Consider the following 15,102-nt stretch of genomic DNA (forward strand, 5'->3'; position numbering starts at 1 on the left):
AGTGATGCGCTGGAACTGCTGTTGTTGCTGCGCAGCTGCGAAAGCGGCGCTGGCGAGCAGGAATATTGTGAAAAAAGTCTTTTCATATCTGTCTCAAAGAAACAAAAAAGGGAATTATCGCCAGATAATTCCCTTTCAAACAGTTAATATGCTGTTTCGCAAATAGACGGATAAATAGGTAGAAGTAGCTCGTTAGTGTGCAAGTTTAGGTTTATGAAGCATTTTGTTAATGAATTTGCGGGCAAAATGCGCCATCAAAACTACGGATGCGATGCAAAGGCACGCTAATTTGAACAATAAACCGGCTTTCATAGGAATAGGGATTTATAGGATATGGATTAAAAAAACTGAAGGGAAATTTGTGCGGAACGCACACTGTATCAACGCATCATCTGCCATGCATCGAATTTTTGCATCATGCGGATGAACAAGTCTTTGAATCTGTACATAGACGTCTGTTCTCTTTTTACCATATAAGTTACCAATAACGCGACTGCAAGAACAGATATCACCAGGGTGAAAAATAATAGCTTCATAGAATAAGGTTTTTCTGTTATTAGAAGTTCAACACTGTAAATTTAGATATTTTAATCATATAAACTAATTTTTGAATAGATTTTTATAGAAAGACATAAGTTATACACAAACGTGTTATTCCAGCATATTTTATTGAGGTGTATAAATTGTGCTTGGCATATTCGGGGGTAATCATTTATTTTTGCCCATAACAGGATTTTGCTAAAAGTTTTAGTATTTGGCATATATTTGATGGGCGGGAAGCAGGTTGTTAACTTCGTAACCCCTTCATCTTCAATAAAAAGGAAAAAGAAATAAACGCAGTAATATGGCAACGGATAACAAAGATTTATTTGCCGCCTATACGGAAGACTCGATACGATCCCTTGACTGGCGCGAGCACATCAGGCTTCGCCCGGGCATGTACATCGGCAAACTGGGCGATGGTTCCAGTATGGACGATGGTATCTATATTCTGTTAAAAGAGGTGGTGGATAACTGTATCGATGAGCACACGATGGGCTTTGGCAAACAGGTAGATATTAAAGTTACCGAGCATACTGTGACGGTACGCGATTACGGTCGCGGTATTCCATTGGGCAAGGTGGTAGACGTGGTGAGCAAGATCAATACCGGCGCCAAATACGACAGCCGTGCTTTCCAGAAGTCTGTGGGCCTCAACGGTGTGGGTACCAAGGCGGTGAATGCCCTGTCAAGCTACTTTAAGGTGCAGTCCGTACGCGACGGCAAAATGAAAGTGGCGGAATTTGACCGGGGTAACCTGATCAAAGAGCATAAAGAAACTGCGACCACGGAGCCGAACGGTACGTACGTTACCTTTACCCCGGACGATACTGTATTTAAGAATTACCACTATATCCCCGAATTCCTTGAAAACCAGATGTGGAATTATTGTTTCCTGAATGCTGGTTTAACGATGAACTTTAACGGGAAAAAATACTTCTCTAAAAACGGTTTGCTGGACCTGCTCCAACGTAAGACCAATGCGGACGATCTGCGTTACCCGATCATTCACCTGAAAGGAGAGGACATCGAGGTGGCCATCACGCATGAAAACTCCTACGGTGAGGAATATTACAGCTTTGTAAACGGTCAGCATACGACACAGGGCGGTACGCACCTGGCAGCTTTCCGCGAAGCCTTTGTAAAAACCGTAAGGGACTTTTACAAGAAAGATTATGATGCAACGGATATCCGCGCGTCTATCTGCGCGGCTATTTCAGTACGCGTACAGGAGCCGGTATTCGAATCGCAAACCAAAACTAAACTCGGTTCACTGGTGGTGTTCGATGGTGGTCCTTCCATGAAGGCGTTTGTACTGGAGTTCCTCTCTAAACAACTGGACGATTTCCTGCATAAAAATCCCACCGTGGCAGACGCCATGAAGAAGAGAATTGAGCAGAGCGAAAGAGAACGTAAGGAGCTGGCCGGTATCAAAAAACTGGCGAACGAACGTGCTAAAAAGGCCAACCTGCACAATAAAAAGCTCCGTGACTGCCGCCTGCACATGAACGAAGAAGTAACGGGTAAAGATAAGGCGGAGCAAGAGGCGAAACGTTTTGAAACCACGCTGTTCATCACGGAGGGCGACTCTGCGAGCGGTTCCATCACCAAATCGAGGAACGTGGAAACGCAGGCGGTATTCAGTCTGCGCGGTAAACCGCTGAACAGTTTCGGTCTGACTAAAAAGATCGTATACGAGAACGAGGAATTTAACCTGCTGCAACACGCCTTAAATATTGAAGAAGGGCTGGAAAGCCTGCGCTACAATAACATCGTGATCGCTACGGATGCCGATGTGGACGGTATGCACATCCGTTTGTTGCTGCTCACGTTCTTCCTGCAGTTCTTCCCCGATCTGGTGAAGAATGGGCACGTGTACGTGCTGGAAACGCCGCTGTTCCGCGTGCGTAACAAGCAGGAAACCATCTATTGCTATTCTGAAGAAGAAAAACAAAAGGCGGTGAAAAAACTGGGTAACAGGCCGGAGATCACACGATTTAAAGGCCTGGGTGAAATTTCTCCGGAGAATTCGGCATGTTCATCAACGAGAACATGCGTAAAGAGCCAATCATCCTGAGTTCGGATACCCATATCCAGAAACTGCTGGAATACTATATGGGAAAGAATACGCAGGACAGGCAGGAATTTATTATCGGCAACCTGCGCTATGAGAAAGACCTTATCGAAGAAGAAGCATAAACGTACATTATAGTGGTATTACATATCGTATTCGGGCAATCATCTGCCGCAGCGCTGAAAGCGGCATTTGAACTGGATCCCATGTTGCAGGGCGAACTGCTTTGCTTTGAGGAAGACCTTTCGGTGGGGCCTTTATTTATACTGGACACGCCGGACGGCAAAGCTGCCCGCAAACAATGGTGGAACCAGGTGCAGGATATTCCCGCACCGGTAGTTGACCCCGAGGCACCAGCTGCTGAGCCGGTACCGGAACCAGATCCCGTGAAAGAGCTGAAAGGCCGTCTTCGGGAGGAAGAGGAACTGGAAGTTTGGATCTGGGCTGGTCAGAATGCAACTGATGTTTGCGGTTACTTCTGGCTGGTGAGCCAGCTGGAGCGTTTTTCCGGCCGCATACATATCCTGTATCTCAACAACCTGCCTTTCCTGAACGAGAAGGGAGGTGTGTTTTACCCCACGCATCTTTCCCAGATTCTGCCCAAAGAATTCCTGAAAGCTAAAAAACTTGTACGCGCTGTATCCACCGCAGAGTTTGAGCTGGATGGAGAAGAATGGCGCCGGTTGATGAATGAAAATGCAGGTGTCCGGCTGCTGGAGGGTGGTAAAAAACTCAGGGGAGAAGCGGCTGATTTTTACGATAAAGAATTGATGGGCCAGGCGACCAAAGAGTTCCAGAAAGCATCTAAAGTAATTTCGGCGGTGACCGGCAAATTCAAATACCCGGTGATGGACCAGTTCCTTTGCTGGCGTTTGAAGGAGCTGATAAAGGCCGAGCAGCTGCAGGCGCGTGGTGAACTGAAAACGATGAAAGAGTTCGAGGTGAAAGTGCCGAGCGGCGAGTTGGAATTTGAAGAAACTCCTAACGCGGAAAATAATGGCTGAGATAAAAATTAGCGCGCTGGAACTGCTTGGTAGTGATGATCGTGGTGCTAACTATAACTGGGACTGCAACCGTATTGGCACGTTCATGATGTGTACGCGCAAAGCGGGCTCCACGAGCGGGCAGCACTACCATGAGGGAAAAAGTGGTAACAAAAACCCGGAAATTCAATTCCTTGTAACTGGCACTGTGAAAATTCACTATTGCGGGATACACGAGAAAGTAATAAAGGTCGCAGTTGCAACGGCCCCTGCTCGCATTGAGATTCCTATTTTGCTCTGGCATGAGGTAGAGGCTGTTACTGATTGCGTGTTAATGGAAATGAATTCATTGCAGGATGTGCAACAGGATTCGGTGCGCATCTGGCGAAAAGATTTTGAAGAAAGGATTAAGACTTTATAATTAAACTATCATGGAAGATCAAGTTCAATCAGACGAATCATTGCACACGTGATCCACGTTGGTGGGATGTATGAAAACTGGTTCCTCGATTACGCATCCTACGTGATCCTGGAAAGGGCCGTACCGAGTATAGAAGACGGATTGAAGCCTGTGCAAAGGCGCATTCTGCATGCCATGAAGGAAATGGATGATGGCCGCTATAATAAAGTGGCTAATATCATCGGTCAGACCATGCAGTACCATCCGCACGGTGACGCGTCTATTACGGACGCCATGGTGAACATGGGACAAAAAGAATTACTGATTGATACCCAGGGTAACTGGGGTGATATCCGCACGGGGATTCCGCGGCGGCGGCCCGTTACATAGAGGCGCGTCCGTCCAAATTTGCGCTGGACGTGCTGTACAATCCCAAAACAACACAGTGGCAGCTGAGCTACGATGGCCGTAAAAACGAACCGTTGTTCCTTCCTGTGAAGTTCCCGCTGTTACTTGCCCAGGGCGCGGAAGGCATTGCGGTGGGACTCTCCACCAAAATTCTCCCGCACAACTTTTGCGAGTTGATCGATGCTTCTATCAAATACCTGCGCGGTAAAAAATTTGAACTGTACCCCGATTTCCTGACGGGTGGCATGATTGACGTAGCGGGGTATAATGATGGCCGGCGTGGCGGTAAAGTGCGTGTACGCGCACACATCGAGGAGCGTGACAAGAAAACGCTGGTCGTTAAAGACGTTCCGTACGGCGTCACCACCACCAGCCTGATGGAGTCGATCGTGAAGGCGAACGATAACGGTAAGATCAAAATCAAAAAGGTAATTGATAATACCGCGAAAGATGTGGAGATCGAGGTGCAGCTGGCGCCGGCATTTCGCCGGATATTACGATCGATGCGCTGTATGCGTTTACTGATTGTGAGATTTCGATTTCCCCGAACGTTTGCGTGATCGTGGACGATAAACCCAAATTCATCGGGGCTTCCGAATTGCTGCGCGAATCGGCCGAGTTTACGAAAGGTTTGCTGGAACGCGAACTGCAGATCAAACTGGCGGAGTTAGAAGAAAAATGGCATTACACCTCGCTCGAAAAAATCTTCTTCGAAAAAGGTATCTATAAAGAATTAGAGCAGAAGCACAAAGATTGGGAAGCGGTGATCGGCGCTATCGACAAAGCTTTCGGGCCGTATAAAAAGAACCTGAAACGCGAGATCGCACGGGAAGATATCCTGAAGCTGACGGAGAAGCCGGTACGCCGTATTTATCGCCTCGATATCAATGAACTGAATGAACAGATCAAGGGGATTGAAGCCGATATCAAACAGGTGAAACACGACCTGGCGAACCTGGTAGATTATACCGTGGCTTACTATGAGGGGTTGCTGAAGAAATATGGTAAAGGCCGCGAGCGCAGAACGGAAATCAAGGTGTTCGATACCATCCAGGTGCAGCAGGTGGCTATGGCCAATACCAAAATTTACGTGAACCGTGAAGATGGCTTTATCGGTACTTCGCTGAAGAAAGACGAATTCGTAGCCGATTGCTCCGATATCGACAACATCATCGTATTCCGCCGCGACGGTAAAATGCTTGTTACCAAAGTGGCCGATAAAACTTTTGTGGGTAAGGACATCATTCACGTAGACGTGTTCCGCAAGAATGATGAACGAATGACCTATAACATGGTGTATTCGGACGGCAAAAGCGGTATCAGCTTCGCGAAACGCTTTAACGTAACCGGTATTACCCGTGATAAAGAGTATGATCTCACAAAAGGAGAGAAGAACTCGAAAGTGTTGTACTTCACGGCTAACCCGAATGGGGAAGCAGAAGTGGTGTCCGTTAAACTGACCGCAAACTCCGCGGCCCGTATCAAGGAGCTGGACCTGTACTTCGAAACCATTGCTATTAAAGGTCGCGGGTCGATGGGCAACCAGGTCACCAAATACCCGGTACGCGCAGTGAAATTCAAAGAGAAAGGGGTTTCCACGCTCGCGGGTCTTAAAATCTGGTATGACGACGCCGTAGGCCGTCTGAATACGGATAGCCGGTGTATACGTGGGCAGCTTCCAGAACGAAGATAAGATCATCGTATTCTACAAAAATGGTACGTACGAACTGACCAACTTCGAACTGACAAATCGCTATGACCCCGAAGAGGCGGTGTACATAGAAAAATTCAACCCGGAGAAGATCGTTTCTGCGATTTACTTTGATGCGGATAAAAAACAATTCAACGCCAAACGCTTCAAAATTGAAACCCTGACGTTGAACAACAAATTTTCGTTCATCAAAGAAGGGGCGAAAAACTACACGGAACTGGTGACCACGCAGGCCGAGCCCCTGGTGCTCCTTAAAACAGGTAAAAAACGTGATCCGGAAGAAGAAGAGGTAGCCTTACATGATTACGTGGAAGTAACCGGCTGGCGCACCGTTGGTACGCGCATCGCCGGGGATGATTTGATCAGTGCCGAGCTGCTGACGGAAGATGAAGAGGAAGAAGCGGAAGATGGACAGGTGCAGGGTGAATTATTCTAACTGGCTGTTTTATACCAGGAAGCCGTCTGCCAAGAAGCAGGCGGCTTTTTTGTTGAATGAAAAAGCCGCCCTCACGGCGGCTTTAACTATCGAAAAATCAATTCTTTTTCTTCTTCTTTCCACTATTATTGATCTCCCCAAGCACCTCTTCATCCGTCCGGATCCGTTGTAGTTCTTTCTTGCGCTGGTCCAGCGGTTGTGGTACTGGTTCCTTACCCTGTTGCAGCGCATCGTGGAAGATCTTTTCTACATGCACCCATTTGCCGGCTTTCCAGCGGAAGCCTTCGTAATCCATGTCTGGCACGTAGGTGGCCGGCTTACCGGGTTCGTTGGATTCGGAAATAAGGTGATCATATACAACGAGCTGCATTTCCGGGTTGTAGTTGAGCGATACGTTCACATCCTGTTTGTATTCGATGTAAAAGCGGTTGCGCGTAGGTTTGCGGATCGTATCCTCTGCGAAGCTGAACATGGGCGCGCCGAATACGGGCTGACCGTTTTCGAAAGAGAGCATGTCGATCAGCTTCTTCTGGCTCTGGAAATTGTTGCCATCCCAGCCGAACAGCGTATAGTATTGTTTATTGAAGTACTGTGTTTGCAGAATATTGTAATACAGGCAGCCGATCCAGGCTTTGGGGCCGGTAATCGTATCCCAGTTATTGATGTAATCGGAGTTGTCGAACAGCGGAAATAGTTTGAGCCCGTTATCCGCGGTTTTAAGCTGAATAGCACCGAAGTGACGGAAAGAGCGGTCGTCGCGCTGCAGGGCCCAGGTAAAGATGCGGAACGTACTGTCTTTAGGATATTTGATGGACACGGTGCGCAGTGAATCAAACTTATAGTAAAAGGAGCCGGGCACTTTGAGCGCCTGCACCAGCTTTGGAATGAATTCGTCGCAGGCCTTTTCACGCTGTTCCTGCTCGTGCGCAAAAACGATTTGCGCCGATATGTATTGCAGTGAATCTTCTTTTTCCGCGATCGCTTTGGCACTAGCCGGGCTGATGCGCTGCGCAGATACAAGGAGCGCGGGCGAACAGGCGATCAGTATGCAGATGAGTCGTTTGATCATGATATTGTATAACAATTGAGCCTGCCTGGGTGTAAAGGCATCAACATAAAAACAAATTAAGACTAATTTTATTGCATAGCGGCCAAATTTCCCAGCGCCTCCGTGAAATTAGCCCAGGAGTAGCGCTGTTTTTGGCTGGCCACGAAGTCGGAAAAGCGGTCAGGTCCCTCTTCCAGCAGGCGCAAAATGCCTTCAGCGATGGCAGCGGGCTCCGGCGCTACTACATACCCTGCTTTTCCATCAGGTACAATTTCCGGAAGGCCGCCTACGTTGGTGACGACCATCGGTTTACCGAAATGATAGGCCATCTGCGAAATGCCGCTCTGCGTAGCAGATCGATAGGGTTGTACCACGATATCGGCCGCGGAGAAGTAGTATTTTACCATTTCGTTTGGAATAAACTCATTTGCCATCACCAGCTTATCTTTCAATTGAAACTGGTTGACCAGTGCCTCATATGGCGCGCGGTCTTCATAGAATTCACCGGCAACTACCAGGCGTACATCCTGTCGGGCAGTCAATCGCGGGTCGCCCATGGCTTGCAGCAGCAGATCGAGGCCCTTGTAATCCCGTACAAATCCGAAGAAAAGTAGATAGCGGTAGGTGGATGACAGCCCTAAAGCAGCCATTGCGGCCTGTTTGGGCACCGCATCCCCGAAACTGTCATACACCGGATGCGGCGAAAACACCGCCGGCTTATTCGTCATGCCACGCAAATCGTTCAGCACTTCCTGGCTTAACGTAATAAACGCATCGCACTGTTGTACGAAATACCTTGTGAAAGGCACATCTCCCGGTCTTTTTTCATGCGGCACCAGGTTGTGGATAAGACCGACTACCCGTGTTTTACCGTTCTTTTTAGCCTGCTTTACCACGGTGCCCAAACTCGGCCCCATCAAAGGCAGCCAGAACGCAACAATAATAAGATCCGGCGCTTCCTGGCGCAGCCGGCGGCCCACCAGTATCCAGTTCAGCGGATTCATGGAATGTACGGAACGGCGAATGTGCAGTCCCTCCGGCGCCGGGCCTTCCGCATATTGCGTTTTACCCGGGAACATAAACGAGGGATACTGGAACGAGAACGTTTCAATACGCACCTCGTTACCCTGCTGTTGCAGTTCGCGGGCCAGGCGCTCATTAAAAGCCGCCAGCCCACCGCGTAAGGGGTGGGCCGGACCGAGTATAATGATTTTCTTATTGGTGATCAATGGAAATGCGTTTAGACTTTATTATCCAGGCGTTCTTCCACAAGGTAAGTATTCCTGTCGGCGGAGTTGCGCGTTACCAGTTCAGCGATAAAGCCGGTGAGGAACAGTTGCGAACCGATAATCATGAATAACAGGGCGAGATAAAAGATCGGCCTGTCGGTCATGTTGTACTGCAGGTTCACAATTTTGGCGTATGCCAGGTAAAAGGAAATGAAAAAACCGAGGATGAAAAACACGAAGCCTAGTGCGCCAAAGAAGTGCATCGGGCGTTTCCCGAATTTGCCAACGAACATGATGGACGCCAGGTCCAGGAAGCCGTTCACGAAACGCTCCAGGCCAAACTTCGTAACGCCGTATTTGCGGGCGCGGTGCTCCACCACTTTCTCGCCGATCTTTCTAAAGCCGGCCCATTTGGCTATTACGGGTATATAGCGGTGCATTTCGCCATATACTTCTATCGATTTAACTACTTTTTTACGGTATGATTTAAGGCCGCAGTTGAAGTCATGCAGTTTGATGCCGCTCATGCTGGCCGTTACCCCGTTGAAGAATTTCGAGGGGATGGTTTTCATGATCGGGTCGTAACGCTTTTTTTTCCAGCCGCTGATCAGGTCGTAACCATCGCGCATAATCAGGTTGTACAGGTCGGGGATTTCGTCCGGACTGTCCTGCAGATCTGCGTCCATCGTAATGACCACGTCGCCTTTGGCGGCGCGGAAACCTTCGTTGAGCGCGGCGGATTTGCCGTAGTTACGTTGGAAGCGGATACCTTTAATGTTCGGGTTTTCTGTTGCCAGCCTGGTGATTACTTCCCATGAGTCATCGGTACTGCCATCATCGACCATCCACACCTCATAGGCATAATTATTGGCCTTCATGACGCGATCGATCCACGCGGCCAGCTCCGGTAGTGATTCATCTTCGTTTTTAAGGGAACGATTACGGATATGTCTAAACTCATGTTGATGTCCGGATTATAGGTCTTATTGTTTTTTGAGGATCAGTGCGCTGAGGGCGGAAAATATGGCGCCGGTTACGAGGATGCTGATTACCACGCCGGCCATTGTCATGGGGACGAGCATTTTACGCATCGTTTCCGGGCATCTTTCAGTACTTCCTGCGGATATCCCTCTTTTGCAGCGCTGGCGGCAGCTTCCGCCATGAATTTTTCCTTGATGCCTGGTCCGAAGGCGATGTACGCACCAACAAAAATGGCGAGCAGTACGGCGATTACCGCAGTGGTCCGGAAGCCGTTTGCGAACAGGTTGCTGAAATTAGCATTGTCCGCCTTTTTACGATAATCCAGTACGGAACCTACGACGGCTGCCAGCAACAGGATACGTGGGCCCCAGGTCATCATAAAGCTCTCGGAAGGCGATTGCGCCAGGTAAATGCCGGCCACAAAAGCCGCCATCCCCAATATTGCCGCAGGCACTCCAAATATTAAATGCGATTTCGTCTTCATGCGTCTTTTATCCTAAGTAAACTTTACCATTATTGATGATACCCAAAGCCATGCCTTTCAGCTGCCGGCCAAGATAAGCCGAATTTTTTGATTTGGAACCGATGTGCGTTTCACTGAAAGTATATTCACGGCCCGGTGCAAACAAGGTTAATTGTGCGGGTACACCTTCTTCAATGGCGGGTATCGTACGACCAAACACCTTGCGGCCGCCTGTTGCCAGCATTTCCACGATCTGTTCTACAGGAACATCGGGCAACGCAGCGCACAATGCGCCGAAGCAGGTTTCCAGGCCAATCATGCCATTCTTTGCATATTCAAATTCTACCTCCTTGGCATCCCAATCCTGCGGCAGATGATGGGTAGCAAAGCAATCGATCACGCCATTTTTAACGGCGGCTTTTAGCGCGGTTACATCTTCTTCGCTGCGAAGGGGAGGATTTACCTTTAGATTGGTATTATAATCTGCCAGGTCGGCATCAGTAAATGTAAGATGGTAGGGTGTTACAGAGCAGGTTACCTTTACACCTTCCGCCTTCGCTGCGGCAATCAGTTCAACCGATTTTGCAGTGCTGATGGCGGTGAAGTGAATATGTGAATCGGTATAACGTGCCAGTTCCGGTCGCGGCGGATCATAATTTCCTCGCCGATCGCGGGCCTGCCGGGCATACCCAGGCGGGTGGAATGAATACCTTCGTGCATCAGGCCATGACCTGAAATACTGGTATCGTCGGGTATCTGGATAATTACGCCGTTGAAAGCCTTCACATATTGCAGGGCCTTCAGGAGTAAACCGGAGGATTGCAACGGTTTAAGTCCGTCGGAGAATGCGGCAGCGCCGGTTTCACGCATTTCATACATTTCGGCGAGCGAAGTGCCTTCTATATTTTTGCTGATGGCGCCGATCGGCAATACTTCCACCAGGCCGTTGCGGGTCTGGCTGAGGATATATTCCACCTGAGGTTTCGTCTGGACGGCCGGTTGCGTGTTGGGCACCACCATTACGGTCGTAAAACCACCCACGGCCGCGGCGCGGGAGCCGCTTTGCAGATCTTCCTTATACTCCTGTCCCGGATCACAAAAGTTCGCAAATATGTCCATCCAGCCGGCAGACACATGGAGGTCTTCCGCTTCGATCACCTGTGCCCCATCGGGAGCGGTAATATCTTCGCCTATTTTCTGAATAACGCCATTGGAAATAAGAATGTCCTTTTGCTGCCCGTTAAAAGGGGAATAAGATGCAACTATCCGTACGTTTTTGAGTAATATATACATTGCAGAATTTAATCTTTATGGTCTACAACCAATCCGGGGCAAATGTAATATAAATGTACTAAAGATGAATGGGGCAGGGGCTGGCAGAAATAACGAACCCCTGCCGTAGACGTAGCAGGGGCCGTGCTTTAATGGTAACTTGGAGAACTGTTAAAATTATTGTTCCCTGCGGAGGGACAATGGATCACAACCGAAATATTTGATAAAGGCGCGTATAAAACCCATGTAACTGCTGTATCCCACGCGGTGCGCCACCTCGGATTTACCGGCGGAGGTCTGCATCAGCAGGTCATATGCTTTGTACATCCGCATCTGGAGGAGATAATCGTCAAAACTAATATTATATAGCTGCTCAAACCCGCGTCCGATGGTCTCTATGCTCAACTGGGTTTTGGCGGCCATGTTCACAACGTTGATATCCGCATCCGGATGATTGCCAATGTACATGCGCAGGAGCGAGAGTCGGTCGCGTGTACGCTGGTCCAGCGGCAGCTCCGGCAGCGGCTCATTTTGCAGCTGTTTCAGGAATTGCAGGTACATGTCCAGGAAGTTGCGGCGGAAATAATAGTAGGCCGCGGAGTGTACATACTTGCAGGATATAATGCGGTTCAGTGTTTCTCGTCTTACTTCATCTATCTTATATGGACGACTGTTTACAATGCTGCTATGCTGGGCGAGCGGCAACCGGGCCAGTTGGCCAAATGCCGGGTGTTTGGACGCCAACTCCTTCACTTTCAGCGGGTCCACATTTACATGCATGCTCAGTGAACTGTCGATCGCAGGCCAGGCTGCGTGTACTTCCGGGAGTATATTAAAGAGATTACATTCATTATCACCGAGTATCATCGGGTTGCTTTCGCGCAGTTTCGCGGGAATATTACCGCCGAACCAATGGTGCAATGCCAGTACGTGACTTGCGGAAAAAGGATTGATCGTGGCCAGTTCGCGCATGCTGATATAGTGCATCCAGAAGGAGAAGGGCCCTGCTTTAATATTCAACTCCAGCAAATCGCCCTGTTCGTCACCGGAAAAGTAGGTGCGGGCGTAGGGTATAAGATGTTTCACGAGGTACTGCGGTACCTGAGCGGCAGGTACGGTCAAATTATCAGCCCGTTCAATAAGTAAAACGTTCATCGTTTACCATTTAAGAAGTAAGGATTTTTATACGTAGGCTAAATGGAGATCGGATAACTTTTCCCTATATTATTAACGACAAATATGCATTCCCGGGGGTATACGTTTGGAAAAAATAAATGTTAAAATGAGCGCCCTTCAATCAATCCATGGTTATAACTCAATGTCAGTGGGTCTATTAAAGGTATTAAGTATTATTGTAAACTATGCATTTAATTTTAATATTATGTTTATTTGACACAATTACATAACTTGCGACATATCCCACACCTAAATAAATGCAGATGTTCAGCAGAACTTACCCCGCCGCCCTGTTGTTGGCCGCGTTTTCTACCATTTTTGTTGCCTGTGGCAAAGAAGATAGCGTAACCCCCGGTGCTGCTTCCGGGAAGGAACTTAAAGGGTCGTACGACTTCGTAAACCTGACGGTAATCGTCACAACAAACACCACGCAAACACAGTTTGGTGAAACCGTACGGTCGACCGTAAAAACATATTATATCACTAAAGACAACAAAGGCATCGTGACATTCGACGGCGGTACGCTGAAGAACACGGGATTTGCTTATACGGTGGACACGACTGTGTTGGCAACAAGTACGATTGATGGTGTTACCGAGGAATTCGAAATGCCTTTTACGTTTACGCTGCCGGAGACCAATAGTACATCGCCTTATAAATTAAAGGGAGCGGATTCCCCGGTGTTCGCCGGCGGTTCGGTGCAGTCGCCGGTATTTGGTGGTGGCGAAACGCCCTCATTGCCGGGAGTTTCCCATTATAAGTGGAAAGGCGATACATTGGTGCTGACGCAGGGCATAAATTTGAGAGTGGGAACTGCTGGTGTGACCACTGTGCATACCGGTACGACGATTATGAAATTGAAAAAACGGAGTTGATTGTTGTTAGTTCCTCTTTTATGTCAATCAATTTTTTCAAATCCTGAAAAAGATTTTAAAAAATGAAAAAGATGGTTACCTTTGCATCCCGTCACGAAAACATTCGTGTAAACAAATTGTTCGGGACGTAGCGCAGCCCGGTAGCGCGCTTGCATGGGGTGCAAGAGGTCGCTAGTTCGAATCTAGTCGTCCCGACGAACAAAGAGATGTAACAGTCTCAAAGCCCGCAAAACTCAAGTTTTGCGGGCTTTTTTGTTAGAAGCCAGCCAATTGGTATCAAAATGTCAATTGAACGGTTATTCCAATCCTACTTTTTCATCTCACCCCAATCACCTGACCCGTCCCCGCACCAAATACACTTTTACGAAAGCCTTGCTCAAGGTGTTCCATACTTACTGGTACATCGCCGGGAAAATAGGGGAAGTATTGCGGCGAGGCTTCAATAACGCCCGGACTTACCGCATTAATTCGTATACCATTGTCCAGTTCAATAGCAGCTGCCCTGACAAAACCTTCTACCGCTCCGTTTGCAGCAGAGGCGTTGGCAAAATGTAGTTGTGGTTCGTTGGTTAAGGCGCCGGTTATCAACGTAAATGATCCTTTGGGATTAATATAATGTTGGCCAATTAACACAAGGTTGATCTGGCCCATCATTTTGCCTTCTATTCCTTTCCTGAACTCTTTGTCCGTTAGGGTTTTCCACGGACCAACATACGTGGGGCCCGCGGTGCATATGAGTGCGTCGAAAGCGCCGGCTTGTTCGTACATGTTCTTGATAGATGAGGTGGAGGTAATGTCTGCACGGATGTCGCCGCTGTTAGCGCTTACCTGTACTATTTCATGGTCTTTACTGAAGGCGTTGGTTAGATGTTTGCCCATGGTGCCTGATGCTCCTACGATGATTATTTTCATGTTGACGTATTTTAAGATTTGTTGTTAGCGGTGAGGTGACGAATAATGATGCGCACTAATGGCATGCCTATAAATACCATCCAGGGCACGAGAAAAATAGTGAGCAGGAAGGTGCGCCGGTATAAAGGCAAAGTAGCCAGATGATCCCCAAACAGATATAGAAAAAGGGTGATAGAGGGGTAGATAACGACCCATGTTTTCAATGTGGTAATAAATTTATCCCTTGTACTCATAATTTTTATACAAAGGTATCGCCGGTGCACGGCTCAGTGGTAGGACAAAAATGCAGTTGTACAGGACTTATCTTGAATTGTTTCGGAAAGCTTCGGGTGTTTGGCCGGTACGTTTTTTAAAGAACCGGGTGAAGTAAGAAACGTCTTCGTAGCCCAGGTGCCAGGCTATTTGGTTTATTTGTTCCGTAGTAGCTAAGAGATGACGTTTGGCTTCCAGTATAATATAATCGTTTATTACTTCCGAAGCGGTTTTGTCCAGCGTGGCTTTGGTGATAACGTTAAGTTGATATGGGGTGAGGTGAAGTTGGTTGGCGTAATAACCACCTGCTTGTGCTCAATTACGTGGTTGGTAATCAGTTCG

16 protein-coding genes, 1 tRNA gene and 2 pseudogenes are annotated in these 15,102 nt (G+C 48.1%); 9 read left to right on the plus strand and 10 right to left on the minus strand.

Annotated elements, in window-relative coordinates; genetic code table 11:
• The first annotated feature begins 844 nt into the window (after positions 1 to 844).
• From MKQ70_RS06175 to MKQ70_RS06195, 7 genes and pseudogenes are all read left to right on the plus strand, one after another.
• Positions 845 to 2,617 (plus strand): toprim domain-containing protein, encoded by a 1,773-nt coding sequence (locus MKQ70_RS06175; protein ID WP_282456247.1) that lies wholly within the window; start codon positions 845 to 847, stop codon positions 2,615 to 2,617.
• On the plus strand, positions 2,593 to 2,739 hold the full coding sequence (locus MKQ70_RS37810; protein ID WP_282456248.1) for a hypothetical protein: 147 nt from the start codon (positions 2,593 to 2,595) through the stop codon (positions 2,737 to 2,739). Before MKQ70_RS06175 ends, MKQ70_RS37810 begins: the two co-directional genes overlap by 25 nt.
• Positions 2,740 to 2,751: 12 nt before the next feature.
• Positions 2,752 to 3,618 (plus strand): DUF1835 domain-containing protein, encoded by an 867-nt coding sequence (locus tag MKQ70_RS41010; RefSeq protein WP_248069264.1) that lies wholly within the window; start codon positions 2,752 to 2,754, stop codon positions 3,616 to 3,618.
• The gene (locus tag MKQ70_RS06185; protein ID WP_248069267.1) at positions 3,611 to 4,018 is read left to right on the plus strand and encodes a hypothetical protein; all 408 of its coding nucleotides are present in this window, start codon (positions 3,611 to 3,613) and stop codon (positions 4,016 to 4,018) included. The genes MKQ70_RS41010 and MKQ70_RS06185 overlap by 8 nt, the downstream gene beginning before the upstream one ends.
• A gap of 174 nt (positions 4,019 to 4,192) precedes the next feature.
• A pseudogene (locus MKQ70_RS43715) lies at positions 4,193 to 5,300 on the plus strand (DNA gyrase subunit A); the annotation flags it as partial.
• A 174-nt stretch (positions 5,301 to 5,474) separates the two neighbouring features.
• Positions 5,475 to 6,098, plus strand: coding sequence for a hypothetical protein (locus tag MKQ70_RS43720; protein WP_504909714.1), 624 nt, complete (start codon positions 5,475 to 5,477; stop codon positions 6,096 to 6,098).
• Complete coding sequence (locus MKQ70_RS06195) at positions 6,073 to 6,552, plus strand: hypothetical protein (protein ID WP_248069269.1); 480 nt, start codon at positions 6,073 to 6,075, stop codon at positions 6,550 to 6,552. The genes MKQ70_RS43720 and MKQ70_RS06195 overlap by 26 nt, the downstream gene beginning before the upstream one ends.
• Positions 6,553 to 6,649: 97 nt before the next feature.
• Here MKQ70_RS06195 and MKQ70_RS06200 read toward each other — a convergent pair whose 3' ends face one another.
• The 7 genes from MKQ70_RS06200 to MKQ70_RS06230 form a co-directional block, all read right to left on the minus strand.
• Positions 6,650 to 7,621 carry a hypothetical protein gene (locus tag MKQ70_RS06200; protein ID WP_248069271.1) on the minus strand — a complete coding sequence of 324 codons (972 nt, stop codon included), beginning with the start codon at positions 7,619 to 7,621 and terminating at the stop codon, positions 6,650 to 6,652.
• A 68-nt stretch (positions 7,622 to 7,689) separates the two neighbouring features.
• The gene (locus tag MKQ70_RS06205) at positions 7,690 to 8,829 is read right to left on the minus strand and encodes a glycosyltransferase (protein WP_248069272.1); all 1,140 of its coding nucleotides are present in this window, start codon (positions 8,827 to 8,829) and stop codon (positions 7,690 to 7,692) included.
• 11 nt (positions 8,830 to 8,840) lie between these two features.
• Positions 8,841 to 9,707 carry a glycosyltransferase family 2 protein gene (locus MKQ70_RS06210; protein ID WP_248069275.1) on the minus strand — a complete coding sequence of 289 codons (867 nt, stop codon included), beginning with the start codon at positions 9,705 to 9,707 and terminating at the stop codon, positions 8,841 to 8,843.
• 188 nt (positions 9,708 to 9,895) lie between these two features.
• Entirely contained in the window at positions 9,896 to 10,294 is a 399-nt protein-coding gene (locus MKQ70_RS06215; protein ID WP_248069277.1) for a DUF4199 family protein, read from the minus strand.
• A gap of 7 nt (positions 10,295 to 10,301) precedes the next feature.
• The gene (locus tag MKQ70_RS06220) at positions 10,302 to 10,673 is read right to left on the minus strand and encodes a hypothetical protein (protein ID WP_308198947.1); all 372 of its coding nucleotides are present in this window, start codon (positions 10,671 to 10,673) and stop codon (positions 10,302 to 10,304) included.
• A gap of 167 nt (positions 10,674 to 10,840) precedes the next feature.
• Positions 10,841 to 11,566, minus strand: a complete 726-nt coding sequence (locus MKQ70_RS06225) for an amidohydrolase family protein (protein ID WP_248069279.1) — start codon at positions 11,564 to 11,566, stop codon at positions 10,841 to 10,843.
• A 156-nt stretch (positions 11,567 to 11,722) separates the two neighbouring features.
• A complete protein-coding gene (locus MKQ70_RS06230) occupies positions 11,723 to 12,700 on the minus strand; it encodes a helix-turn-helix transcriptional regulator (RefSeq protein ID WP_248069280.1) in 978 nt (325 codons plus the stop codon).
• 284 nt (positions 12,701 to 12,984) lie between these two features.
• Between MKQ70_RS06230 and MKQ70_RS06235 the strand changes: the two genes are divergently transcribed.
• Both MKQ70_RS06235 and MKQ70_RS06240 read left to right on the plus strand, forming a co-directional pair.
• A complete protein-coding gene (locus MKQ70_RS06235; RefSeq protein ID WP_248069281.1) occupies positions 12,985 to 13,596 on the plus strand; it encodes a hypothetical protein in 612 nt (203 codons plus the stop codon).
• A 121-nt stretch (positions 13,597 to 13,717) separates the two neighbouring features.
• Positions 13,718 to 13,791, plus strand: a tRNA-Pro gene (locus MKQ70_RS06240).
• A gap of 120 nt (positions 13,792 to 13,911) precedes the next feature.
• Here the strand turns inward: MKQ70_RS06240 and MKQ70_RS06245 are convergent.
• The 3 genes and pseudogenes from MKQ70_RS06245 to MKQ70_RS42020 form a co-directional block, all read right to left on the minus strand.
• A complete protein-coding gene (locus tag MKQ70_RS06245; protein ID WP_248069282.1) occupies positions 13,912 to 14,508 on the minus strand; it encodes a short chain dehydrogenase in 597 nt (198 codons plus the stop codon).
• Between the two features lie 11 nt (positions 14,509 to 14,519).
• The gene (locus tag MKQ70_RS06250) at positions 14,520 to 14,741 is read right to left on the minus strand and encodes a putative antibiotic biosynthesis monooxygenase (protein WP_248069283.1); all 222 of its coding nucleotides are present in this window, start codon (positions 14,739 to 14,741) and stop codon (positions 14,520 to 14,522) included.
• Between the two features lie 67 nt (positions 14,742 to 14,808).
• A pseudogene (locus MKQ70_RS42020) lies at positions 14,809 to 15,045 on the minus strand (helix-turn-helix domain-containing protein); the annotation flags it as partial.
• Positions 15,046 to 15,102 lie beyond the last annotated feature (57 nt).

This window comes from Chitinophaga sedimenti (assembly GCF_023156195.1).
In the GTDB taxonomy this organism is placed as follows: Bacteria; Bacteroidota; Bacteroidia; order Chitinophagales; family Chitinophagaceae; genus Chitinophaga; species Chitinophaga sedimenti.

Bases quoted from the DNA above. Each gene is read 5' to 3' on its own strand.
- MKQ70_RS06175 (WP_282456247.1), top strand. From the start codon at position 845: ATGGCAACGGATAACAAAGATTTATTTGCCGCCTATACGGAAGACTCG.
- MKQ70_RS37810 (WP_282456248.1), top strand. From the start codon at position 2,593: ATGCGTAAAGAGCCAATCATCCTGAGTTCGGATACCCATATCCAGAAA.
- MKQ70_RS06185 (WP_248069267.1), top strand. From the start codon at position 3,611: ATGGCTGAGATAAAAATTAGCGCGCTGGAACTGCTTGGTAGTGATGAT.
- MKQ70_RS43720 (WP_504909714.1), top strand. From the start codon at position 5,475: ATGGCCAATACCAAAATTTACGTGAACCGTGAAGATGGCTTTATCGGT.
- MKQ70_RS06200 (WP_248069271.1), bottom strand. From the start codon at position 7,621: ATGATCAAACGACTCATCTGCATACTGATCGCCTGTTCGCCCGCGCTC.
- MKQ70_RS06210 (WP_248069275.1), bottom strand. From the start codon at position 9,707: ATGAAGGCCAATAATTATGCCTATGAGGTGTGGATGGTCGATGATGGC.
- MKQ70_RS06215 (WP_248069277.1), bottom strand. From the start codon at position 10,294: ATGAAGACGAAATCGCATTTAATATTTGGAGTGCCTGCGGCAATATTG.
- MKQ70_RS06225 (WP_248069279.1), bottom strand. From the start codon at position 11,566: ATGTATATATTACTCAAAAACGTACGGATAGTTGCATCTTATTCCCCT.
- MKQ70_RS06230 (WP_248069280.1), bottom strand. From the start codon at position 12,700: ATGAACGTTTTACTTATTGAACGGGCTGATAATTTGACCGTACCTGCC.
- MKQ70_RS06235 (WP_248069281.1), top strand. From the start codon at position 12,985: ATGTTCAGCAGAACTTACCCCGCCGCCCTGTTGTTGGCCGCGTTTTCT.
- MKQ70_RS06245 (WP_248069282.1), bottom strand. From the start codon at position 14,508: ATGAAAATAATCATCGTAGGAGCATCAGGCACCATGGGCAAACATCTA.
- MKQ70_RS06250 (WP_248069283.1), bottom strand. From the start codon at position 14,741: ATGAGTACAAGGGATAAATTTATTACCACATTGAAAACATGGGTCGTT.